The 22,760-nt window shown below is 63.8% G+C and carries 17 protein-coding genes; 7 read left to right on the top strand and 10 right to left on the bottom strand.

What is annotated here, in order from left to right; all coding sequences use genetic code 11:
- Nucleotides 1-5 precede the first annotated feature (5 nt).
- The 8 genes from ACZ5TB_RS13465 to ACZ5TB_RS13430 all read right to left on the bottom strand — a co-directional run bounded on the left by ACZ5TB_RS13465 (nt 6) and on the right by ACZ5TB_RS13430 (nt 9,275).
- A complete protein-coding gene (locus ACZ5TB_RS13465; RefSeq protein ID WP_464792982.1) occupies nt 6-1,487 on the bottom strand; it encodes a class I adenylate-forming enzyme family protein in 1,482 nt (493 codons plus the stop codon).
- A 12-nt stretch (nt 1,488-1,499) separates the two neighbouring features.
- Complete coding sequence (locus ACZ5TB_RS13460) at nt 1,500-2,690, bottom strand: amidohydrolase family protein (protein WP_464792981.1); 1,191 nt, start codon at nt 2,688-2,690, stop codon at nt 1,500-1,502.
- 88 nt (nt 2,691-2,778) lie between these two features.
- Nucleotides 2,779-3,645 carry an alpha/beta hydrolase gene (locus ACZ5TB_RS13455; RefSeq protein WP_464792980.1) on the bottom strand — a complete coding sequence of 289 codons (867 nt, stop codon included), beginning with the start codon at nt 3,643-3,645 and terminating at the stop codon, nt 2,779-2,781.
- Nucleotides 3,642-4,733, bottom strand: coding sequence for a Zn-dependent alcohol dehydrogenase (locus ACZ5TB_RS13450; protein ID WP_464792979.1), 1,092 nt, complete (start codon nt 4,731-4,733; stop codon nt 3,642-3,644). The genes ACZ5TB_RS13455 and ACZ5TB_RS13450 overlap by 4 nt, the downstream gene beginning before the upstream one ends.
- Before the next feature lie 2 nt (nt 4,734-4,735).
- Complete coding sequence (locus ACZ5TB_RS13445) at nt 4,736-5,632, bottom strand: IclR family transcriptional regulator (protein ID WP_464792978.1); 897 nt, start codon at nt 5,630-5,632, stop codon at nt 4,736-4,738.
- Between the two features lie 6 nt (nt 5,633-5,638).
- Nucleotides 5,639-7,525 carry a flavin-containing monooxygenase gene (locus ACZ5TB_RS13440; RefSeq protein ID WP_464792977.1) on the bottom strand — a complete coding sequence of 629 codons (1,887 nt, stop codon included), beginning with the start codon at nt 7,523-7,525 and terminating at the stop codon, nt 5,639-5,641.
- A 146-nt stretch (nt 7,526-7,671) separates the two neighbouring features.
- The gene (locus ACZ5TB_RS13435; RefSeq protein ID WP_464792976.1) at nt 7,672-8,463 is read right to left on the bottom strand and encodes an enoyl-CoA hydratase-related protein; all 792 of its coding nucleotides are present in this window, start codon (nt 8,461-8,463) and stop codon (nt 7,672-7,674) included.
- Entirely contained in the window at nt 8,460-9,275 is an 816-nt protein-coding gene (locus ACZ5TB_RS13430; RefSeq protein WP_464792975.1) for an enoyl-CoA hydratase, read from the bottom strand. The genes ACZ5TB_RS13435 and ACZ5TB_RS13430 overlap by 4 nt, the downstream gene beginning before the upstream one ends.
- A gap of 154 nt (nt 9,276-9,429) precedes the next feature.
- Here ACZ5TB_RS13430 and ACZ5TB_RS13425 point away from each other — a divergent pair, with 154 nt between their 5' ends.
- From ACZ5TB_RS13425 to ACZ5TB_RS13395, 7 genes are all read left to right on the top strand, one after another.
- On the top strand, nt 9,430-11,517 hold the full coding sequence (locus ACZ5TB_RS13425; RefSeq protein WP_464792974.1) for an acyl-CoA dehydrogenase: 2,088 nt from the start codon (nt 9,430-9,432) through the stop codon (nt 11,515-11,517).
- A gap of 137 nt (nt 11,518-11,654) precedes the next feature.
- The gene (locus ACZ5TB_RS13420; RefSeq protein ID WP_464792973.1) at nt 11,655-13,037 is read left to right on the top strand and encodes a spinster family MFS transporter; all 1,383 of its coding nucleotides are present in this window, start codon (nt 11,655-11,657) and stop codon (nt 13,035-13,037) included.
- A gap of 48 nt (nt 13,038-13,085) precedes the next feature.
- Nucleotides 13,086-14,015 (top strand): phytanoyl-CoA dioxygenase family protein, encoded by a 930-nt coding sequence (locus ACZ5TB_RS13415; RefSeq protein ID WP_464792972.1) that lies wholly within the window; start codon nt 13,086-13,088, stop codon nt 14,013-14,015.
- 323 nt (nt 14,016-14,338) lie between these two features.
- The gene (locus ACZ5TB_RS13410; protein WP_464792971.1) at nt 14,339-15,700 is read left to right on the top strand and encodes a spinster family MFS transporter; all 1,362 of its coding nucleotides are present in this window, start codon (nt 14,339-14,341) and stop codon (nt 15,698-15,700) included.
- 23 nt (nt 15,701-15,723) lie between these two features.
- A complete protein-coding gene (locus ACZ5TB_RS13405; protein WP_464792970.1) occupies nt 15,724-16,398 on the top strand; it encodes an SDR family NAD(P)-dependent oxidoreductase in 675 nt (224 codons plus the stop codon).
- 146 nt (nt 16,399-16,544) lie between these two features.
- Entirely contained in the window at nt 16,545-17,567 is a 1,023-nt protein-coding gene (locus ACZ5TB_RS13400; protein ID WP_464792969.1) for a zinc-dependent alcohol dehydrogenase, read from the top strand.
- Between the two features lie 167 nt (nt 17,568-17,734).
- The gene (locus ACZ5TB_RS13395) at nt 17,735-19,423 is read left to right on the top strand and encodes an FAD-binding protein (RefSeq protein WP_464792968.1); all 1,689 of its coding nucleotides are present in this window, start codon (nt 17,735-17,737) and stop codon (nt 19,421-19,423) included.
- Between the two features lie 161 nt (nt 19,424-19,584).
- Here the strand turns inward: ACZ5TB_RS13395 and ACZ5TB_RS13390 are convergent, their stop codons facing one another.
- Nucleotides 19,585-20,088, bottom strand: a complete 504-nt coding sequence (locus ACZ5TB_RS13390) for a lipocalin-like domain-containing protein (protein WP_464792967.1) — start codon at nt 20,086-20,088, stop codon at nt 19,585-19,587.
- Between the two features lie 101 nt (nt 20,089-20,189).
- Entirely contained in the window at nt 20,190-22,751 is a 2,562-nt protein-coding gene (locus ACZ5TB_RS13385; protein ID WP_464792966.1) for a TonB-dependent receptor, read from the bottom strand.
- Nucleotides 22,752-22,760 lie beyond the last annotated feature (9 nt).

The raw sequence follows: 22,760 nt of genomic DNA, 5'->3' as shown, positions 1-22,760 counted from the left end.
CCCGCTCATGCGGCGTCGGGCAGGAACATCTTCTTGATCTCGGTCAGGCTGACCTTCAGCGACGGCGTGCGCGGCAGCGCGTCCACGATCCGAATCTCCACCGGCACATGCGTCGGCGGCAATTCGGCCCGCACATGCGCCAGCAGCGCCTGTTCATCCACCGCCCCTGCGCTCCGGCTCAATTCGACCGCAGCCACCGGCACCGCACCCAATCGAGCATCGGGAATGCCCACCACGGAAGCATCCACCACGGCCGGATGCTGGCGCAGCACGTCAACCACGCGCTCCGGCAATATCTTGAACCCACCCCGCACGATCGCGCCATCATGCCGTCCGCGATGAAAGACATATCCGTCCTCATCAATCATCACCAGATCAGTGGTCCGCACCCAGTCAGGCCGCACGGACGGGCAATGCACTTCCAGCAATCCTTCCGCCCCGCGCGAAACTTCCGCGCCGCTTTCCGGATCAACGGCGCGTATCTCCACGCCCGGCATGGGAAGGCCGGTGCTACCGCGCTTGCTGTCCCCGCGCTCCGCCCGCATCTGCGGCGTCCAGCGAACGATCGTGCCGCAAAATTCCGTCGCGCCCATGCCCCACAGGATCGGCAGGCTGTAGCGCGCCTCAAACCGCTCCTGCAAATCGGGGTCCAGATAAGCTGATCCCCCCGACACGCTCTTCACGCTCGCCATATCCTCGACCGACACATTAGCGTCCATGATCATCGCGATCGCCGTCGGATTGAGGCCCAGCGTATCGGGCCTGTGGCGGCGCAGCGCATCCACCAGCCCATCGACCGTAAAGCGCTCCATCAGCACCAACGGCGTATTATTGACCGCAGCGCCGGTCAGCAGGCACACGCCCCCAACCCCGCCCATCGGCCAGATGTTGATCTGCACCGGCGGCGCGCTGCCGGACTCCGCGCCAGGCGCGCTCATCACCGCCCGTTCCAGCAGCTTCAGCGGCATAGGAATGCGCTTGGGCGTCCCCGTCGTCCCGCTCGACAGCACCTCGATCCCGCCATCGGGCAAGGCATCGTCGAACGAGGATCGCCTGCACTTCTCCAGTCCATCGACCAGCATGGGCGCGTCATCGATCCCGCCAAAGGCGATCCCCGCGCAACCAGCCTGCCCCGCAGCCTCCCAAAAATTCGGCCAGTCCTGTTCGTCGGCCAATATCGCGGCTGCTCCCAAATTCTCGATATTGTCCGCTATCGCGGTCACGGGCAGGAATGGATAGACGAAACTCACCGAGCGCCTGTGCGCCAGCAGCCCCACCACCGCCGCCGCATGGGCCAGCCGGTTGCGGATGATGATCCCAACCTTCGCTGATGGCGGGCACCCGGCGGCGTCGAGCAACGCGACAACGGCGTCGCCATAGCCCGCCACCTCGCCCCAACTCACCCACCGGCCCTCAAACTCGATGCCGCGCGCGTCGCTATGGTCGCGCAAATTGGCGCGAAGCTGCTCGATAACGTCCTGGCTCACTTGGCGTCGTCCTTAATTGCGCACGCCTTCCAACAGGCCCTTCAGGTTCGACGACATCACCATTTCCTTCTCCGCCATCGAATAGCTCGTCAACTCATGAAGGAAATCGAGTGGGTGTTCAGTCCCCTCCGGATGCGGATAGTCACTCCCGAACAAGATGCGATTGACTTGCATATGCTCTTTCAACTGCCCGAAATCATCCTCGACAAAGGGCGTCACGAAAATATTCCGATGAAACTGGTCAACGGGATCATTCATGAATTTCTGCGGCATCTGCCCATAAACATGCTTCAACTGTTCGATCAGCGGAATGACCCACTTCGCACCATTCTCGACACTCACCACCCGAACACCGGGGAAGCGGTCAAAAACGCCGCCGCAAATGATCGCCGCGATCGTATCGGAAATCGCTCGCTCGATAATCCGCAGGCAATTGACGAAAGGATCGGATTCAAACGGCAACCATTCCGCCCCGCCGGTCCACATTTCGATCAAATGGTCGTAATCGGAATTGGAAGCATGGATCGACACGAAGATCTTCGCCTCCTCGATCCGCGCCCAGAAGGGATCGAAATCCTTCAGCCCCATCGACCGCCCGCCGCGATAGCCCGGCACTGGGGAAGGCCGGATGCAGATCGTCCGCGCGCCCTGCTTGATCAGCCAGTCCGTCTCGGCCAGCGCCCGGTCCATGTCGGCAAGCGACACCACCGGAACGCCGAACAGCCGGTTCTCGCGCGCAAAGCCCCATTCCTCGCTCGTCCACTGGTTCAACGCATGCAAGGCATCATGCAGAAACTCGTGATCATAGCTCATCCACTTTTCGATCACCGAAAAGAGGGTGGGAAACATCAGCGCCGCATGCACATTATGCCCGTCCAGCACCGCCAGCCGTTCCCCGCCCGTCCGCCAGGATTCCGGCGGCGCGATCGGCTTCCCCGTCATCTGCCGCATCGTCAGGCCTTCCGGGTTGTCGGCCTTATAATATTTGACGTGCGTCCCGGGCGCCGCCACGCGCTCAAAGGTCGGGTTGGGGATATAGTCCGAAATCTGTCCCTTGATCGCCAACCGCTTGCGGCCATCCACTTCGACGAAGCGGAAATCCTTGTGCCACTTCTTGGGCAAATGCCGGAACAGCGCATCCTCTGGCTCGTAAAAATGATTGTCCGCGTCATAGACGGGGAACGGAAGGCTGGGCGTCGTCATCGCAATGTCTTTCGGTCAGCTATGATAAGTTGGTACTTGTTGTCCTGCACACGCCCGCGTCTGGCAATTAAGCGGGACGGCTTTCCGGCTACGCGGAATCCTCAGAGCCAGTAGATTTCAGCGCTTTTACAAAGGCGGCAATCGCCGCGACCGCATCCCGCGCTTCGCCCGTTTCAGGCGCCAGCAAAGGCCACACATGCCCCATGCCCGGCGCGACATGCAGCGTGACCCGCCGATCCGCCAGCGCCAGCCGCTTGGCAAAGGCGATCGCCTCATCCAGCAACACCTCCGCACCGCCCGTCAGCACCAATGTCGGCGGAAAGTCCGCCGAGTCCGCCTCCAGCGCCGAAACCAGCGGATCGCGCGGATCATGCCCCTGCAAATAAAGCCCCGCGCTATCCAGCACGGCGGACTTCGAAAACATAGGATCACGCGCCGCATTACGATCAAGGCTCTCACCTCGCGCCGTCAAATCCAGCATCGGCGACACGAGCACTGCACCAGCGGGCCGCTCGCCAGCCCGCGCCGCCATAAGGCACAACGCCGCCGCCAACCCGCCTCCGGCAGAGTCCCCCGCAACCACGACCGACTGCCGGTCCTGTAACCCGCGATACACCGCCACAACAGCATGCAAAGCAGCCGGAAAAGGATGCTCAGGCGCAAGCGGATAAAAGGGCAGGATGATCCGCCGCCCCGCTGCATCAGCGATCCTCTGGGCATAGTCGATATAGGCAAGCGGCGAACCCAGCCGATACCCCCCGCCATGCAGGTAGATCATCTCTCCCTGTCCGCCGCCACGCGGTTCGACAATCAGGCAACGCACATCGCCAATCACCGCCTCGCCCGCCCGCTCCGCAGCATCGGCAGGACCCGCCGCCCGCGCCCGCCGCTCGACCAGCGCATCATCGGCGGCATAGCCCGTCCGCAACGGCGGCAAATCCCAAGCCCCGGTCACAACACGAACACCCCGCGCGCCAGCTTCCCTTCCTCCAGATCGTGGAATGCACGCTCAAAGTCTGAAAGGTCGTAACGCTGCGTCACCAGCTCATCCAGCAGCAGCTTACCCTGCCGATATTGCGCGATATAGGATGGGATATCCTGATGCGGCCGCGAAGCCCCATAGCGCGCGCCCATCACCCCGCGATCCACAAAGGAAAGCGGCGTCAGCGATACCTCCGCCATCGTGCCCGCCGCAGTCGTGCCGACAATCACGCAGTTGCCCCCCCAGCCAAGGCTCGCCATGGCATCGTTCAGCACGCGCGTATTGCCGACGCACTCAAACGCCCAATCGACGCCGCTGCCATGATCGGGATTGCCCCCGGACACGATGTCCTTGATCCGCTGCGGCACATCGCCTTGCGACGCATCGATAAAGTCCGTCGCTCCAAACTCCCGCGCCTTCTCTTCTCGCGTAGGCAGCAAGTCGATCGCGATGATCCGGCTCGCCCCGGAAAGCCGCAAGCCCTGCAACACATTAAGCCCGATACCGCCGATGCCGAACACCGCCGCCGTCTCGCCCGGCTTCACCCGCGCCCGGTTGACGACCGATCCCACCCCGGTCAGCACGCCGCAACCCACGACGCAGGCAATGTCGAGCGGCACCGTCGGATCGATCCTGACGGCCTGATTGGCCTTCACCACTGTCTTCTCGGCAAAGGTCGACGTTGCCGCAAAGCTCGACACCGGCTCTCCATTGCGGCTGAACGGCTGGGCGCGGTTGCCATAGGATTGGCGGCAGTGGGTCGGCCTGCCGCTCTCGCACGGCCCGCAGCGCCCACAATTCGCCAGCGTATGCAGCGCCACATGGTCGCCCACTGCCAGTTCGGTGACGCCCGGCCCCAGCTTTTCAACAATGCCAGCCCCTTCATGGCCCAGCACCGCAGGCGCAGGCCAGTCGATCGTGCCGTTGATGACGGAAATGTCGGAATGGCAAATGCCACTCGCCACGATGCGCACCAGCACCTCGCCCGCGCCCGGCTCCCGCACTTCCACATCCTCGACAAAACGAACCTTGCCCGGCCCTTCGTAGATCAGCGCCCGCATGTTCAGCCTCTCCCAACTTCATTTATCTGCTTGTCTGGTTCGCCGGGCATCGCGCTCGCCGCCCTGCAATGCCGCGCGACTGCCTCGCCCAGAGCGGCAATCCGGCTCAGCGGCAGCGGCCGATCGAAACCGAACAGCGACAATGTGCAAAGCACCGCGCCATCGTCACCAAATACGGGGGCGGAGATCATCATCACCGGATGCAGCCGGTCGGGCTGCGCCTCGATCATCAGATAATCCTCGCCCATCTGCCCGATCCGTTCGGCAACCCGCTTCTGCCGGTCTCCGGCCAGCGGTTCCTCCGCCATGCCAAGCACGGCAAGCCCGGTCGCCGCCTGTTCAGGGCTACGCTGCGTGACCGCATAACCACGCCGCCTAACCATCGCGAGCGACCGCCGCAGCCGGTCAGCATCGATCGCCCCCGCCGCCTTAGCGAGCCAGCTATCCACCTCGCGCTCGTCAGCCCAGGCAAGGAAGGGCGTACCAAGCGGCGGAATGAGCGGAACCCGCTGACCCACCGCCAGCCCCGGCAGCCGCCCCGGCCCCTCCGACGCCAGCGCGATCAGCCGGTCATCCAGCCGCGCGGTCAGCAAGCTGTCCATTTCTAGCTCAGCCGACAAAAGCGCGATCTGATTACGCGCAGCCGCCACCACCGGATGGCATTGCAGCGCGGCATGACCGATCGCGATCAACGCCGGACCAAGCCGATAGACCCGCCCCCGCTGCGCCCGGACCAAATACCCGTCCCGCGTCATCGCGCCCAGCAGCGCGTGGCAGGACGCCGGATTAAGGTCCAGCTGCCGCACCAGTTCCGTCAGCGAATAGCCGCGCAAGGGCGCCGCCGCCATGAAGTTCAAAATGTCGATGGCGCGTGACGCGGCCAGGGCCGGGCGGGGCATCGCTATTCAGCTCAATTCCAGATCGTCCCAATTCACCACCGTGCACATGCGGTGATAATCGGGGCTAAGCCACGGCGCATTGACCTGAAGCCTGCGGTGCGTGCGGTTCACATAATAATTCTTCTCGATACCGCCCTCGGGCGTCATCTGCAGCCAGTTCTGTGCCTCGGCATCCAGTTCGCGATTATAGCGCTCATACGCTTCGGGCTTCACATCGACGCGGCGCTTGTCTTCCTTCAGCATGCGCATGACGCATTGCGCGGCATAGCTCGCCCAGATCAGCCACCATTGCGGCAGACCCGTGCCGCCGGTCAGCGGCTGGGAATTGGGACCGTACAGCATGAACAGGTTGGGAAATTGCGGCACCATCATCGACAGATAAGCGCGCGGCCCATCCCCTGCATCCCATGTGTCGTGCAGGTCCCTGCCCCTCAGCCCCTTATACCGCGCGGGCCAGAGATATTTCAGCACATCGAAACCGGTCGCGGCGATGACGACATCGAAGTCCCGCGCCGTCCCATCCGCCATCACAAAACCGGTCTTCGTGAACCGCGCGACCGAACCGGTGAGCAACTCCACATTGTCGCGGGTCAGCGCGCGATACCATCCATTGTCGACCACCGGACGCCGCGACATCGGCGCATAGTCGGGGATGAGCTTCTCGATCAGATCCTCCCGCCCGCCGGTTTCCTGCCGGATATAATTGGTAAGGAAGGCGCGCATCTCGTCATTCGCCTTGCTGACCTTCCCCCCCTGCGCCTGCCATTCGCGATCGACGCGCTGCAACCGGTCGATGTCGAACAACGGCATCGTCGCGGTATAGCGCGACCAGTTCCAGTATCCGGGCATATTCTCGTTGAGCCAGGCCAGTTCCGGCTCAATCGGCGCGCCATATTTTTCGCGCGGGCTGATCCATTGCGGGGTGCGCTGCACGACGCTGACATGCCCCGCCTTTTGCGCGACCGCGCTCAGCAATTGCACGCCGGTCGATCCATTGCCGATGATGGCGACGCTTTTGCCGGTCAGGTCCAACCCCTCCGGCCAGGCGGATGGATGGATGATCTGCCCGCCGAAATCATGCACGCCCTCAATGTCAGGCAACTGCGCATTGGCAAAGGTGCCGCAAGCGGTGATCACCACATTGGCGACAATCTCCTGACGCCCGCCCGGCGTTTCGACATCCAGCCGCCAGACGTTGCGGCCTTCGTCAAACACCGCACCCTTCACATCATGGCCAAAGCGGCTGTTCGCCATCACCCCATATTTGCGCGAGACATGTTGCAGATATTCGCGGACATCCTCACCCCGGTTGAAATGCTCGCCCCACGGGTAGAGCTTCTCGAAGCTATATTCATAGGTGATGGACGGCGTATCCACCCGCACATCGGGATAGCGGTTGATCGTCCACGTACCCCCCGCCTCGGGCTGACGATCCAGCAGCAGATAGGGCAGGCCGAGCAACTCACACTGCACCCCCGCCGCGATCCCAGCCGGGCCGCTGCCGACGATAACGATCCGGAAACCTTCTGGAATCTCCGGCTTCTCGCCCTCCCATTCGACAGCGCAGGGAACGGCACGGAAGGCCGGAAGGTCACGCCGGGCCTCGAACTCGACATCGGTCATCTCGCCCGACAGCATCGTCATCAGGCGGCGCAGTTCCTCTTCGGGCGGTTCGGACAGTTCGGCCGCCCCGGCATTGTCCGCCAGCCACTCGACCGCGCGCGCCTTCAGCAGCGCCTTCTGCCCCTCGCTCAGCTGCGCGGCGCCGGGCAGGGCGGCGATCTCCTCGTCCCCGCTATTCTGGTACAGCGCGACCCGCAGCGCGTTCAGGTCCGCCAGCTCAACCGCGCGCCGGATGCTGTCAGTGTCGATCGCCTTTGCCGCCGTGGCCATTCATCCCATCCCATCTGCTGTCGAGCGCATGCGAGCGCGCCACTCTTGTTTTTTGCAATATCGAATCTTTGGCATGAGGTAAGCCGAACCCGGCGCAATTCCGTCATACCGGAACAGCTACTCAAAAAGCCGCTATTTTCAGCGTTTCAGTAGCCCAGGAAACTAGGCGCGCGTCGCTCCATGAACGCCCGCGCCGCCTCACTCGCATCATGCGAAAACAAGCTGATCTGCGCGTTCGCAGCCGCCTCCTGCGCCATGCTCTCCTCCAGCGCGATGACCTCCGCCGCATTGAGGTTACGCTTCATCGCCGCAAAGGCCGCCGTCGGCCCGCCCGCCAGCTTCGCCGCCAAAGCTGCGCACTCACTCTCCAGCACCGCATCCTCAACCAGCCGATTGATCAGCCGACTGGCCAGCGCTTCGTCCCCCAGCATCGGCTCGTCCAGCAGGAACATCTCCCGCGCCCGCGCCGCGCCCAGCAGCCGGGTGAGCAGATAGCTCCCCCCCGGATCACCGCACCGCCCCGCGCTGGCGAAAGCGAGCTTGAACTTCACCGTCCGCGACGCGATCCGCAGGTCGCACGCCGCCGCCATGACCAGCCCACTCCCCGCCACCGGCCCACGCAAACAAGCAATCGTCGGCTTGGGCATGCGATGAAGCAGCAGCGGAATTTCGCCATGAATGCTCATCCACGCAGCCGCTTCATCGGCGCGCATCGGCTCGGCCCGCTCTTCCTTACCGTCACCCGACAAATCATAGCCTGCACAGAAACCGCGCCCCGCGCCCGCCAAAACGACACATCGCACCGCCGGATCGATCGACCAGCCACGCAATGTCAGCGCGATCTCATCCAGCATAGCCTCCGTAACCGCGTTCAATCGATCGGGCCGGTTCAGCGTCAACGTGGCGACCCCGCCCTCGACTTGCGTCACTATGCTCATGAGTGCGACTTCACCTTGTCCATGCCCGCCACGATGAACTCACCCGTCTGACCATAGGCCGACGCATGGCCCAGCTGGTGGATATCGAAACAGCTTTGCAGCGCCGCGCTCTGCCCCATGATGTCCAGCGTCTGGTTCACCGCCCGCTTCGCCATCGCCAGCGCATGCGGATGCATCTGCGCAATCTCGCGGGCCAGCGCCAGCGCCTCGGCATCCAGCTCCGCGCGCGGCACGACCCGGTTCACCATGCCCCGCCGCTCCGCCTCATGCGCGTCGATCGGCCTGGCGGTGAACAGCATCTCCTTCGCCTTGCGCGGCCCCAATTCCCATGTGTGGCCATGATATTCGACGCCGCCAATGCCCATCAGCACCACCGGATCGGAAAAGCGCGCATCATCAGCCGCGATGATCAGGTCGCACGGCCATGCCAGCAACAGGCCACCCGCGATGCAGGCCCCCTGAACCGCCGCGATCGACGGCTTGGGAATATCGCGCCAGCGCTTGGAATAGCCGAGATAATGCTTGGCCTCCCATTCATGGATGCCCAGCAGCCCGCGCTCCGGGATCGTCTCGCGAATGCGGTTGAACGATCCGTCGCGAATGGCCTCCGCGCTCACATCATGCCCGGCGGAAAAATGCTTGCCCTCCGCGCGCAGCAGGATGACGCGCACGGACTCGTCCGCCGCCGCCTTTTCCCACGCCTCGTTCAATTGCCGCAAAAAGGGTTCATTTTGCGCGTTCGCCCGGTCGGCGCGATCCAATGTGATCGTCGCGACCCGTTCCTCGACCGCGTAACGGATATATTCTACCATCTGCCTTACTCCTGGACTGCTCGTTGCGCGCGATCGGCGCTGCGGGCATCCGCTACCAGCGCCCTTCCGCATTGCCGGAAGCGCGCCGCCGCCAAATTGACATCCTACGCCTCAGGATGGCCAAGCAGGAGGGCGCGAACAAGGTGGAAATGGCATGAACCTCGAACTCAACGAACAGCAGGCGATGATGCAGGAAGCGGCCCTGCGCTTCTTCGATCGGGAAGAGGTGGTACAAGCCGCCCGCGCGTCGAAGGGCGCCGTCGATGGCAGCCTCTGGAGCCAGGCCGCCGAGATGGGCTTCATCACCATGCGCGCGCCAGAGGATCGCGGCGGCCTGGGCATGAGCCTCATGGAAGCCGCGCTGATCTGCGAAGCTGCGGGCCGAGGCGCGGCGCCTCTCCCGATCGCGGACGGCATCGCCGCCTGCGCGCTGCTGGGCCAGCTTGAAGGCGAAGACGCCGCCGCGCTGCTCGAACAAGTAACATCCACCCCCATCAGCTTCGACCCGCAGCAGGGCTGCATCCAGCTGACTTGGGAATCTGACGCCATCCACGCCACCATGCCCACCGCCGAAACCCGCATCATCGCCAGCGGCAATGCTGCAAGGCAGTCCTTCGAAGCCGCCCTCACCGAACGCACCCTGCTCCGCTCCGCATGGCTCGTCGGCGCAGGCACCCGCGCGATCGAGATGGCCGCCGCCTACGCCACCGATCGCAAGCAGTTCGACCAGCCCATCGGCGCTTTTCAGGGCGTCGCCTTCCCCCTCGCCGACTCCATCACCGACATGGAGGGTGGCCGTCTCCTGCTATGGCGCACCATTTGGGGCGTCGCCCAGCAGCAGTCCGAAGCAGGCGCGCTTACCGCTCTGACGAGCTGGTGGACCGCCACCACAGCCCGCAACGCCGTGCGGCGCGCGCTGCGTACCTTCGGCGGGTATGGCCTTTCCGATGAATATGACATCCATCTCTATTTCCTAGCGATCGACCGCATCGCGCTGGCAGAGGGCGACCCCGAAGACCGGCTGATCGAAGCAGGCGACCAGCTCTGGGCTGGTGCAACAACCGCCCTGCCCGATGCAGGCGATCCCGGCATCGAAATGGGCTTCACGCCGGACGAAGACGCTTTCGCAGCACAAGTCCGCGCCTTCCTCGAAACGGCGGTCACCACCGACCTGCGTGCGCAGGCCGCAACATCCACCGACGGCCACCTCCCCGAACTCCACCGCAAACTTGCCGCCGCAGGCCTCGCTTATCCCGATTGGCCCCGCGAATGGGGCGGGCAAGACCGCAGCCCCATGGAAGTAACCGCGCTCGGCCGCGTCTTCGAGGAATTCGGCATCTCCCGCATCCCCATCGGCTGCACCAACATGGGCGCGCGCATGACGATGAAATTCGGCTCGCCCGAACTAAAGGCCGAAGTCCTGCCACGCCTCGCCGATGGATCGGCGCTCGCCTGCCTCGGCTTTACCGAGCCAGCATCGGGATCAGACATGTACGCCGCCCGCACCCGCGCCGTGCGCGATGGCGATGACTGGATCATCACCGGACAAAAGATGTTCACCACCGGCGCGCACATCTCCGACTATATCCTCATGCTCGCCCGCACCGATCCCGACGCGCCCAAGCATAAGGGCATCACCCTCTTCTTCTTCCCCATGAACCTGCCGGGTGTCACGATCCAGCCGGTCGACACGCTCCCGGATGAACGCACCAACATCACCTTCTACGACGATGTGCGCGTGCCCGACCGCTATCGCCTCGGCGAAGTCAATGGCGGGCTCAAGGTCATGGCCGCCGCCATGGAAATCGAACATGGCGGCGAAGGCTATCATATCTATCACCACAGCCTGATGCGCGCCGCGCTCGACTGGGCAGGCAGCGCCGATGCGGCTGGAAAACGCCCGATCGACAAACCCGCCGTCCGCGCCCGCCTCGCCCGCGTACGTACACATCTGGAAATCGCCGATCTCCTATGCCGCCGCGTCACCTGGGCGATCGAAGCGGGCCGCATGACCCGCGCCATCGGCCCGATGGCCAAGATGTTCACCACCGAAATCTACATGGCTGACGCCGCCGATCTCGCCGCCCTCGCCGCACCCGGCACGCTCACCCACCAAACGCCCGCCTTGGCGAAGATCGAGGAATCCTACCGCCAGTCCATCGGCCAGACCATCTATGGCGGCACCAGCGAAGTGCATCGCACCATCATCGCCCAGCATCATCTCGGCCTGCCTCGGTCCTGATATTCTAGGCCTGACCTGCGGGCTTCCATATGCGCGGAAAGTTGCGCGCCCGCGTTGATCCTGACAGCGTTCCGATCATCCTGCGCCCAATGACCTAAGCCGTTGCGCAAGACGGCGGCTCCTTGGGAGACAAGCTGATGACGAACCCGGCACCGCTGACCATGTCGGACGCGCTCCCGGCGGCTGGCCCCGATGCGCTCGCAACATCAGCCCCGCTCAAGGCGCAACGCCGCACGGCGATGCTGCTGATGCTCGCCTTCATCTACAGCCTCAACTATCTCGACCGCCAGATCGTCGTCATCCTCCAGGAACCCATAAAGGCCGACTTCCAGCTCGCCGACTGGGAACTCGGCCTGCTTACGGGCGGCGCCTTCGGCATTTTCTACACCTTGATGGGCATCCCCATCGCCCAGCTGATCGACCGGGGCGTCAATCGCGTGCGGCTGATCGCGCTGTTCACCGCCAGTTGGAGCGTCATGACGGCCCTATGCGGCCTCACCCGCAGCTTCGGAGCCTTCTTCACAGCACGCATGGGCGTGGGCCTTGCGGAGGCAGGCTTCGCCCCCGCCGCCCACTCCCTGATCTCCGACCTCTACCCCCCGCGCGAGCGACCCGCTGCGGCAGGCATCTTCGCCATCGGCGTGCCCGTCGGCATCATGGCGGGCCTTTCCATAGGCGGCATCGTCGCGCAGGCGACCGACTGGCGCACGGCGCTGCTACTGGCGGGCGCCCCCGGCATCCTGATCGCGATCCTCTTCCCCCTCATCGCCCGCGAGCCGATCCGCGGCGGAACCGAAGACCCCTCCGATCAACCGGCGCAAGCCGCCCAGTCTTTGAGCTTTCTTCAAAGCCTGCGTGTCCTCTCACAACGGCGCGCCTTCATGCACATCGTCGCCGGGACGGCGATCATGGCCTTCGCCCAAACCGGCATTTCGACCTGGCTGCCCTCCTTCCTCATCCGCAACCATGGCATGAGCCTGGCGCATGTCGGCGTCGGCCTTGGCCTGCTAACCGGCATATGCGGGGCGATCGGCACCTGGGCAGGTGGCTGGCAAGGAACACGGCTCGCCAAGTCGGGCCTCCACATGGCGCTCTGGCTGCCGATCGCGGGCATGCTCCTCTGCATCCCGCTGGACATACTGGCGCTCAGCATGTCGGATGGGCAGGCCGTTCTCCTCGTCCTTATCCCGAGCTACATCGTCGGCTCCTTCTGGACCGCGCCCTCGATCGCCCTCACCCAAAGCCTCGCGCCCGTGTCGATGCGCGCGCGGGCAAGCGCCATGAACATCGTTGCGGCGAACCTGATCGGCGTATCGATGGGGCCTCTTGTGGCAGGCGTGCTGAGCGACGCCTTCGCCTATCTGCGCGGCGGCGACGCGGCCCTCGGCCTGCGGGACGCGATGATCTGCCTCACCGCCTTCTTCCTGTGGGCCGCCTGGCACTGGACCATGGCGATGCGCGCGCTCAAGCAAGAAAGTACAACGACTGTACGAATTGATTGCGCAACGCAGCGGATATAAAATACAGGTGGACCGAACACCGGACGAATATCGGAGAGAGGATAAGCCATGGCCACCGGAAACGCGAAGAGGCAAGTCACGCACAATATGGGCGCAATGGACACGCGCCCTGTAAAGCCGCTCGAATTTGACGGCCCCCTGCCGCAACCAACCAAAGACATGGACCAGATCCGCGCCGATCTTGACCGCACGGGCTATGCCATCGCGGCCGAGGTCGTGACCAAGGACAAGGCGCGCGAGATGCGCGACTTCCTCGCCGCCGAAATCGCCCGCGAAGAAGCCATCGATGAAGAGCGCGTCCGCCGCTTCTACACCGATAATGACGACCTTAATCGCCGCATGTCGGGTTGCCATCTGATGAACCGGGAACGCTTCTTCCGCGACATCCTGGAACATGAACTGCCGCTTCAGTTGACCCGCGAGCTGCTGGGACCTCAGACGCTGGACGAATCCTATCTGGTGCACAGCTATGGCGCCAACGTCACCCGCCCCGGCAGCGCGCAACAGGGTATCCACCGCGACCGCAGCGGCGCGATGCCGCTGTCGGCAGGTGCCGCGCAGACCCGCTTCATCTGGTGCCTTGATGATTTCGTCGAAGCCAATGGCGCGACCCGCATGGTCCCCGGCAGCCATCGCGACACGGAACCGCAATCCTGGGCCGTCCAATATGAATCCGTGCCCGCCGAAGCGCCCGCCGGATCGGTGCTTATCTATACCGACCTGCTGCTGCACGGCACGGGCGCGAACACGTCAACGGACCTCGAACGCGCTGGCGTGATCATCGGCTATTGCCCGCCCTGGTGGAAACCCATGATCAACTTCCCGATGGCGATCGACCCGGAAGTGATGAAGGGATCGTCCAAAATCCTGCGCCAGATCCTTGGCTACAGCTCGGTCTCCGTCGGCTTCGACGAACCCTGGACCTATGCTCCCGACGCGGTGAAGGAACTCATTGTCACGCCCGAGATGGAATGGTGAGGCAAGAATGCGGGCCTGCCGCGACCGATCCGGCCAGGCCCGCCTCCACCCATCATCGATGTAGGAGCGGGCAACAGCTAAGGATATGCGCCCGTAATGCCGCACGCTCATAGGCCATCCGCCTAAAAGGTCCGCATGATCCCGTAACTGCCCCAGCGCACTGACGACCGTCCCGCGTTCAGGGGCAGTCGCTCCATATTTGCGGATCGAATAACCTACGCGCTTGCGAATCCGATGCACCTGCGCCATCCCTCCTTGAATAATTGCATTCGGCCCTGAAGTTTTTTCGACGCGGACCGGTTGCCTGCCAATGTGAGGAGAGAATGATGGCGCCGACGGAGGAACGCCCGGCCCGCGCGGCTTATGCGCTCTATATCTTGTTGCTGCTGCTCGCGATCAATTCATTGAGCTACGCGGATCGCCACGTCTTCTCCGTCCTTATTCCCGCGATCAAATCGGAATTCGGCGCGTCCGATTCGCTCCTCGGCCTGGTCGGCGGACCCGGCTTCGTCGCCAGTTACGTGTTGTTCAGCATGCCGCTCGCGCGTTTCGCCGACCGCTGGTCGCGACGCGGAGTCCTCACCCTGTCCGCAACCTTGTGGAGTGCGGCAACGGCAGCATGCGGCGCGGCTGGCAATATATTACAGATGAGCATCGCTCGCCTGATGGTCGGCATCGGCGAAGCGGGCGGCCTGCCGTCTGCCCAATCGCTCCTCGCGAGCCTCTATGACGAACGCCGCCGGTCGAGCGCCATGGGCGTCCTTTCCGCCTCCACCTATATCGGCGTCGTCCTCGGCCTGACCGGCGGCGCAGCCGTTGCCGCGATGTGGGGCTGGCGCTGGGCCTTTTTCGCGCTCGCCATCCCCGGCTTTCCCCTGGCGCTGCTGCTTTGGCTTACCGGCCCCCGCCGCAACAAGGCCGCTCACATCCCGAGCGATGAACCGTCCGAAAGCCTGTGGCGCGCCATCCGCCGCTGCTGGTCGATCCCGTCCTTGCGCCTGCTGGGCCTTGGCGTCGGGACGTTCAATATATTCGGCTATGCCGCCGCCATCTGGACGCCCGCCTTCTTCATGCGCTCGCATGGCATGACCCTTGTCGAGGCAGGCACTTGGCTCGGCATCGGCGCGGCGATCGGCGGCATCACCGGCAGCCTGCTGAGCGGCGTCATCGTGGACCGCCTGCGCGTCCGTGGCGAAGCCTGGCAACTGCGCGTGCCCGCCATCGCCTTCCTCCTCGCCTTCCCGATCTTCATCGTCATGTTCACCCTGCCGGGCGGAACGGCGGTGCAGATCGGCGGCCTGCGCGTCCCTGGCGTCGCGTTGCTTTCCATCCTCACCGGCATGATGGCGGCCATGTGGGCAGGCCCTTCCTTCGGAGCCGCCGCCCGCCTCGTCCTGCCGCATCAACGGGCGCAGGCAACCGCGATGCTGGTCGTCATCATCAACGTGATCGGCAGCGCATTTGGCCCGGTGATAGGCGGGGTCGTCAGCGACTTGCTGGCTGACCGGTTCGGCGCCGAATCCCTCCGCGTCAGCCTCTTCTCGCTTTCGGTGCTGACAATTTTCGGCGGGCTGCTTTTCTGGCGGGCTTCGGTTCATTATCCCCACGATCTGACCCGCGTCGGCGGCCCTGATGAGGCCCCCTCACCGCTCGGCCAAGGGAAACTGAAAGAATCGACGCTCTGATCGCAGAGACAGGAGAAGACATCATGAAAACGCACGCAATCGTGACCGGCGCTGCTGGCATATTGGGCCAGGCCGTAACCCAAGCGCTGACACAAGCAGGCTATAAAGTGACGGGCATAGACCGCGCCGATAGCGCAGGCCCAGCGACGCAGGGCGCTTATCTCGGCGGCGTCGACCTGACCGATCCCGGCGCAACAGCAACTGCGGTCAATCAGGCGATCAGCACCAACGGCCCGGTCGCAGCGCTCGTCAATGTCGCAGGCACCTTCCGCTGGGAAACCGTCGCGGATGGCGATGTCTCGACCTGGGCGACGATGTTCGACATCAACCTGCGCACCGCCGTCAACGCCGTCCGCGCCGCCCTCCCCTCCCTGCGCGACGGCGGCGGCGCCATCGTCAGCATCGGCGCGGCCTCCGCGATCAAGGCTGGGGCAGGCATGGGCGCCTATGCCGCCAGCAAGGCAGGCATCGCAAAGCTCACCGAAGCGCTGGCCGAGGAAGAAAAGGACAATGGCGTTCGCGTCAACGCCGTCCAGCCCTCTATCATCGACACACCCGCCAACCGCGCCGACATGAGCGACGCGGACTTCAGCCGATGGGTGTCCCCCGCGCAGGTCGCCAGCGTCATCGCCTTCCTGCTGTCGGACGGCGCAGCCGCCGTGACGGGCGCCTGCATCCCCGTGACGGGCCGCTGCTGACAGGGCGTTATCTTCATCCTCTGTTGCAATTGCTCCGCCACTCTGAAAAAGGACAGCGAGAACGGACAAGACGCCGCAAGACGCCAGCCGATACAGGAGAGTGACGTGCCGATGATGATCAACCACCGCCAAGGAACGCATCGCTGATGCGCGCCGCCGTCTTTCGCGGCGCGGGCCAGCCGCTCGCCATCGAAACCGTGGCGGACCCTGTTCCAGCCGCCGATCAGGTCATCCTTGAAGTCGCCAATGCGGGGATTTGCGGGTCAGACCTGCACATAGCGGAAAGCGCCCATACGCCCTCGGGCCTCATATTGGGGCATGAGTTCGCCGGGACCATCGCCGCCCTTGGCCGCGATGTGAAGGGGCCGTGGAAAGTCGGCGATCGCGTCACCGCCCTTCCCTTGAACGCCTGCCATCACTGCCCAGCCTGCGATGCGGACTTGCCCGCGCTCTGCCCGACCAACCTGTTCACCGGCACCAACCTCCTCGCGCAGGGCGCCTATGCCCAGCTCGTGACGGCCCGAGCCGACATGGTCCAGCGCCTGCCCGAAGGCGTCACCCTAGAAGAAGGCGCGCTGGTCGAGCCGCTAGCCGTCGGCCACCATATCGTGTCCCTGGCCCACATGCCAAAGGACGCAGCCGTTCTGGTGCTGGGCGCTGGCCCCATCGGCATCGCCGTCGCCCTGTTCGCCCGCCACGCCGGTGCCCGCCATGTGGTGGTGAGCGAGCGCTCTCCCGAACGCCGCGCCCTCGCGCAGCAGGTCGGCGCCACCGCCGTCATCGATCCGCAGGCACAGGATGTCGCCGCCGCCTTCGCTCAGGCAACCGGCGAAAATGCGCCCCGGATCATCTTCGAATGCATCGGCGTTCCCGGCATCTTCAACCAGGCGATGCAACTGGCCGCCGTCCGCGCGCAGATCATCGTCGCGGGCGTCGTGATGCATGACGAAACGATCACCCCCGTCATCGCCCTCGGCAAGGAACTGACCATCCGCTACAGCCAGGCCTACAACGAACGGGATTTCGAGGCAGTGATCCACGCCATCGCCACCGGCGCGATCAAGCCAAAGCCCATCCACACCTCCACCGTCAGCCTGGATGAACTGCCCGCCGCCTTTGAGGCGCTGCGCAGCCAGCCGCGCGAATGCAAGGTGCTGATCCGCCCCTGAACTGGCGGCGATGCACGCTAAAATCGCCCGCCCGCTACGCAAGAAGTTGACATTATGGCCGGGCAGGGCACAGTTCGCGTGAATATATCGGGAGGGGATTAGCGCAGCGGCCTGATGGCGGCAGCGCTCCTCGTCCGCTTTGGAACCCGGATCGGAATGGGGCTATAATGAGTAACTGGGACAAGGAAGTCGACATTCTGGTGGTGGGGTCGGGCGCGGGCGGCCTGCTCGCGGGCCTCGTCGGCGCGCACAACCGCGCCGACGTGCTGATCGTTGAAAAGGCCGACCTTTGGGGCGGCACATCGGCCACATCAGGCGGCGGCATCTGGATTCCGGGGAGCGACGTCGCCAGGGCGGCGGGCTTTGAAGATAATCTCGACAACGCCTTCACCTATCTGCGCGGACTGTCCGCCGACAATGTGCCCGACGAAAATATCCGCGCCTATGTCGATAATGCAGCGCCCATGCTGCGCTGGGTCATGGCGAACACGCCGGTCCAGTACATGGCCTTCCCCTATCCCGACTATCACGCGGAAAATCCCGGTGGGTCGGCGCAGGGCTATCGCACCCACCTGCCCATGCCCATCGATGGCAAGCCGCTAGGCAAGGAAATCCGCACCCTGCGCTTCGCCTCGCCTGCGGCCAGCCTGTTCGGCTATCTCAACTGGCATTTCAGCGAAACGAGCGAACTGCTCTACCGCACCAAGGGCTGGATGAAGAACCTCGTCGTCAACATGTCGCGCTATTGGCTCGACCTCCCCTTCCGCCTGACTTCGCGCAAGGATCGCCGCCTGACGCTCGGCAATGCACTGACCGGCGGCCTGCGCATGGCGCTCGACAAGGCGGGTGTGCCCGTCTGGCTCAACACCCCGCTCAGCGAACTGATCCGCGAAGGTGGCCGCGTCACCGGCGCCGTGGTCGAAAAGGATGGCAAGCCTTACCGCATCGGCGTACGCAAGGGCGTGGTCCTCGCCGCTGGCGGCTTCGACAAAAACCAGACCATGCGCGACGCCAATTCACCCCTCTATCCGACCTCGCGCTATTCGGGTGGCGTCACCAGCAACACCGGCGACGCGATCCGCGCGGGCGAAGCCGTCGGCGCAACCATGCTGAACCTGCAATCGGCATGGGCCGCGCCCGTCTTCTACGTCCCCGGCGAGGATCGGGGACGGCTCTGCACCATCGAGCGCGCGCTCCCCGGCTGCCTCATGGTCAACCAAAGCGGCAAGCGCTACCTCAACGAAGCCGCCTCCTACCATATCGTCGGCCAGCAAATGGCCCGGCGGGAAGCGGAACATAATGACGCCAGCCCCAGCTGGATGATCTTCGACCACACATATCGCCACAAATTCCCGATGGGTCCGCTCTACCCACTCATGCCCACCTTCATCCATAACAAGGGCGTGCGCAGCATCCTGAAGCAGGGCCGCTCGATCGAGGAACTGGCAGGCAAGATCGGCATAGACCCTGCCGCCCTTTCGGCCACCATCGCCCAGTTCAACACCCATGCGGCCAAGGGCGAAGACCCCGAATTTCATCGTGGCGAAGCGGCCTATGACAAAATGTATGGCGACTTCCGCCACGGCCCCAACCCCTGCCTGCGCCCGCTCGACAAAGGCCCCTTCTACGCCATGCCCATCTATCCGGGCGACATCGGCACCAATGGCGGCCTGCTCACCAATGCAAAGGCGCAGGTTCTGGACGACGCAGGCGCGCCGATCACCGGCCTCTATGCGGTCGGCAACAACGCCGCCTCATCCATGGGCGAAAGCTATCCCGGCGCAGGCGTTACCATCGGCCCCGCCATGACCTTCGCCTATGTCGCCGCCCGCGACATGACGGGCGGCAACGCCTGATCCTGACAAGCTGGAGAAATGGCGCGCACGGCTGACCGGAAACGGCAGCTTGTGCGCCATTTTCTCATCCATTTACCCAACATCCGTTCGGGCTGAGCCTGTCGAAGCCCTTTCCTTCCCTTTAAAGCCACCATTGAGGCACTATCAGCGCCCCTGATCCCTCAAGCCCCACCCATCGACCGCGCCTCATTTGTAACCACACGCCGCCATTCGATCCGCACCAGATCATCGCCAATCGCCGCCTCCAGGAACAACCGGTCGCCCTCAAACGCATAATGGCGTGGCTGGTCTGATCCGATCCAGTCCGGATACCATGCGCCATCCACATGGTGGGTGACGATCCCCGCTTCCGCGTCGATCGAAAAGCGCCCGAAATAGCCGCTATAGCCGCGCATCGACGCCCCCAGCGCCGCGTCGCTCACCTGATAGACGCTGGGCTCACCAAACCTCTGCCGGTTAGCCTGCATCAGGTGACAACTCATATGTCCGTCGGCGCTGTACATGATCTGGCCGACGGCGTCGGTGCCGAAGGGATGGTCGCGCGTGCCATCGGCATGAAAGGTCGTCCACAGGACCAGCTGCCACCCGCCAACAAAGGCAGCGAATGCCTCTTGCGCGCTCATGTCCGGGCGGGCGAGCCGCTCGGGCAACCCATTCACAGCCATATCTCGCCCTCTCCCCGGTTCGTCCTGTCGATACCGATGATGGCCCAGACGCCCCCCATGTCCACAAAGAAAAAGGGCCGGGTTTCCCCGGCCCTCCTTAATCATTCTCCGCCGAAGCGATATTTCAGGCGCAGCCCGTACATGCGGGGTTCGCCATACAGGCTCGTTTGGTACAACAACCCACCCTGCTGATACACATTGCTGTTGCTGATCCGGTAGAGCTTGTTGGTCGCGTTGGTGACGAAAAGCCCCACATCGAACCCGCTGCCAGCAACGCCGTTCCAGTCGAGCGACATGTTGAGCAGGCCAAAGGCTTCCAGATAGGCGCCCGGCTGTTGCGCGGGCACATTGCCTGGATCAGTGTATTGACGCGAGCTGTGCGAATAGTTCGCGAAGAAGTTCAGCTCACCCATGTCGTCGCCCATCGGCACCGTAGCATTGGCATGAATGCTCCAGATATAGGGCGACACATATTGGAACGGCAGGCAGCTCAGGTCGACCGTACCATTGGCCCCTACAAAGCCGTTGCAGCCAAAGCCACCCGTTGACGTAGTGAACTCGTACTTCTTATACTTCGCGTCGGTGTGGCTGAAGTTGCCGCCGATCTCCAGACCCTTGAACGGCTGCATCGAAGCTTCGACCTCGACACCCTTGATCCGCGCGTCGGCATTTCGGACGACCGCGCCGCCAGCAGCCGACACCGGATTAAAGTCCGCGCCCGCCCGCTGGATGTCCTTGTAATCCAGAAGGTAAGCGCTGCTGTTCAGGCGGAACGGCACATCGGCAATCCGGAAGTCGGCTTTAAAGCCAGCTTCGTAGGATGTGACCGTTTCCGGCTGGAAGGTGCGGGTATTGGTGAACACGGCCTGCTGGTTGAAGCCGCCCGCCTTGTACCCACGGCTCACCTTGCCGAACAACAGCACGTCGCGCATCACCTTGTAATCAAGGCCGATCAGCCAGGTCGAAGCCTTGCTGTTCAGTTCCGCGGTGTAGGTGCAATCCGCAAGAGCAGTCCCGATCGGTACGACAGCGCCGGTCGAACCGCACTTTGCGGTCGCGCCCCCAATCTGCGGCAGGAAAGCGGTCGCGAAACCACGGATCTTGTCCCAGGTGTGACGATAGCCGCCGGTCAGGCGCAGGCTCTCCAGAGCAGGTGACACCGCCCCGAAATCAAACGTTGCCTGAGCGTAAAGCGCCTTGGACGTCTGGGTCGTGCCGTAGGTGCTGTAGTTCGCAGGGCACACGGCAATGCCCGGAGTGCCGACATTTGTCCCGGTGAACGCCGCCGGGCAGTAAACGATCGCGGCGCCAACCTGCTTGCCGCTTGGGCGCTGGTCATAATAGAATCCGCCCACGGTGTAGGTCAGATGCTTGTCCAGCGCGGAACCCTGCAACTGCAGTTCTTCCGTGAACTGCTTCAGGTCGTCGCGCGGGAAGCCCGGATCGGATGCGTTGAAATAGGTGAGCGGCGTGTTGTCGCCGGGCAAAACCACCTGGCCGGGAGCAGGCAGGCGATTGGGATCGACGTCGTGCTGCTGCAGGATCGTGCCGTCGCTGTCATAGGCATAATCCAGCTTCAACTTCTGGAAGCTGACGATATTGCGCAACGTCAGTTCGTCACTCAACTCGATGTCGGTCGTGTTGGAAACGCCCCAGGTCTTGGTGCGCGAAAAGATATCAATGCCCAGCGCGGTCTGACGCGGCCCCAGTGCGTTCGCCTGTGCCGACGCGGCGCGGTAGACATCGCACGATGCAATAGCGCCAGGAATGGTCGCGCCTTCATAGCACAGGTTAAGCGCAGACAGACCGGCGATATTGAAGCCCTTGTGGATAAAGCCCGCGCCGTTGTTCTTGGAGTTCGAGCCATAGATCATCGTGTAGTTTTCGATGGTCTCGGTGGGCTTAAAGGTGATGCCGATGCGACCTGAATACCAATGTTCGTTGTCGCGATCCTTGTTCCACACGACATCGCGCGTAAAGCCGTCGCGATCATGGAACGCGCCCACGACGCGGACCAGCAACTTGTCCTCGATCACCGGGACATTGACCGCGCCTTCGACGTAACGGCGGTTATAATTGCCAATCTCGCCCTTGATCCAGCCGCCAAACTCGCTCGTCGGCTTCTTGGGCACCAGCAGCACCGCGCCGCCGGTCGTGTTACGGCCGAACAGCGTGCCCTGCGGGCCGGACAGGACCTGCAGATTCTCCAGGTCCACGAAGTTGCCGGGTCCGCCCTGCTGGCTGAGCGTGATGCCAGCGGGCAGCGGGACTTCGTTCATGTAAACGACGACGCCCGGCGATGCCTGGAAGGTCGCGCCCTGGCCGCGAATGGTGAAGGATTGCGAATCACGCGAACCATTGCCGTTGGGACCGACGACCAGCGACGGCACGCTCGCCTGCAGGTCCTGCTCCTTGGCGATACCCTGCTGTTCCAGCCGGTCGGGCGAGAAAGCAGTGATGGCGATCGGAACGTCCTGGTTGCGTTCCTGACGACGGTTGGCCGTAACGATGATGTCGGCAATGCCGCCATCCTGCTCGGCCGCCTGCGGCTGTGCTTCGGTCTGGGCCAAGGCCGCCGGAGCGAACATTGTAACGGCAACACCAGCCATCATGCTGGTGGCAAGCAGCGGTAACCGCCGCCGCGCGCGGATAACAGACGACATTCACACTCT

Source organism: Sphingobium sp. TomTYG74 (assembly GCF_055393875.1).
This window is presented reverse-complemented; position numbering and strand designations above follow the sequence as displayed.

Bases quoted from the DNA above. Each gene is read 5' to 3' on its own strand.
- ACZ5TB_RS13385 (WP_464792966.1), bottom strand. From the start codon at position 22,751: ATGTCGTCTGTTATCCGCGCGCGGCGGCGGTTACCGCTGCTTGCCACC.
- ACZ5TB_RS13435 (WP_464792976.1), bottom strand. From the start codon at position 8,463: ATGAGCATAGTGACGCAAGTCGAGGGCGGGGTCGCCACGTTGACGCTG.
- ACZ5TB_RS13450 (WP_464792979.1), bottom strand. From the start codon at position 4,733: ATGCGGGCGCTGATCTACGAAGGGCCGGGCAAGGTTCGTTTTGTCGAG.
- ACZ5TB_RS13400 (WP_464792969.1), top strand. From the start codon at position 16,545: ATGCGCGCCGCCGTCTTTCGCGGCGCGGGCCAGCCGCTCGCCATCGAA.
- ACZ5TB_RS13395 (WP_464792968.1), top strand. From the start codon at position 17,735: ATGAGTAACTGGGACAAGGAAGTCGACATTCTGGTGGTGGGGTCGGGC.
- ACZ5TB_RS13410 (WP_464792971.1), top strand. From the start codon at position 14,339: ATGATGGCGCCGACGGAGGAACGCCCGGCCCGCGCGGCTTATGCGCTC.
- ACZ5TB_RS13430 (WP_464792975.1), bottom strand. From the start codon at position 9,275: ATGGTAGAATATATCCGTTACGCGGTCGAGGAACGGGTCGCGACGATC.
- ACZ5TB_RS13415 (WP_464792972.1), top strand. From the start codon at position 13,086: ATGGCCACCGGAAACGCGAAGAGGCAAGTCACGCACAATATGGGCGCA.
- ACZ5TB_RS13420 (WP_464792973.1), top strand. From the start codon at position 11,655: ATGACGAACCCGGCACCGCTGACCATGTCGGACGCGCTCCCGGCGGCT.
- ACZ5TB_RS13405 (WP_464792970.1), top strand. From the start codon at position 15,724: ATGAAAACGCACGCAATCGTGACCGGCGCTGCTGGCATATTGGGCCAG.
- ACZ5TB_RS13445 (WP_464792978.1), bottom strand. From the start codon at position 5,632: ATGCCCCGCCCGGCCCTGGCCGCGTCACGCGCCATCGACATTTTGAAC.
- ACZ5TB_RS13390 (WP_464792967.1), bottom strand. From the start codon at position 20,088: ATGGCTGTGAATGGGTTGCCCGAGCGGCTCGCCCGCCCGGACATGAGC.
- ACZ5TB_RS13460 (WP_464792981.1), bottom strand. From the start codon at position 2,690: ATGACGACGCCCAGCCTTCCGTTCCCCGTCTATGACGCGGACAATCAT.
- ACZ5TB_RS13425 (WP_464792974.1), top strand. From the start codon at position 9,430: ATGAACCTCGAACTCAACGAACAGCAGGCGATGATGCAGGAAGCGGCC.
- ACZ5TB_RS13440 (WP_464792977.1), bottom strand. From the start codon at position 7,525: ATGGCCACGGCGGCAAAGGCGATCGACACTGACAGCATCCGGCGCGCG.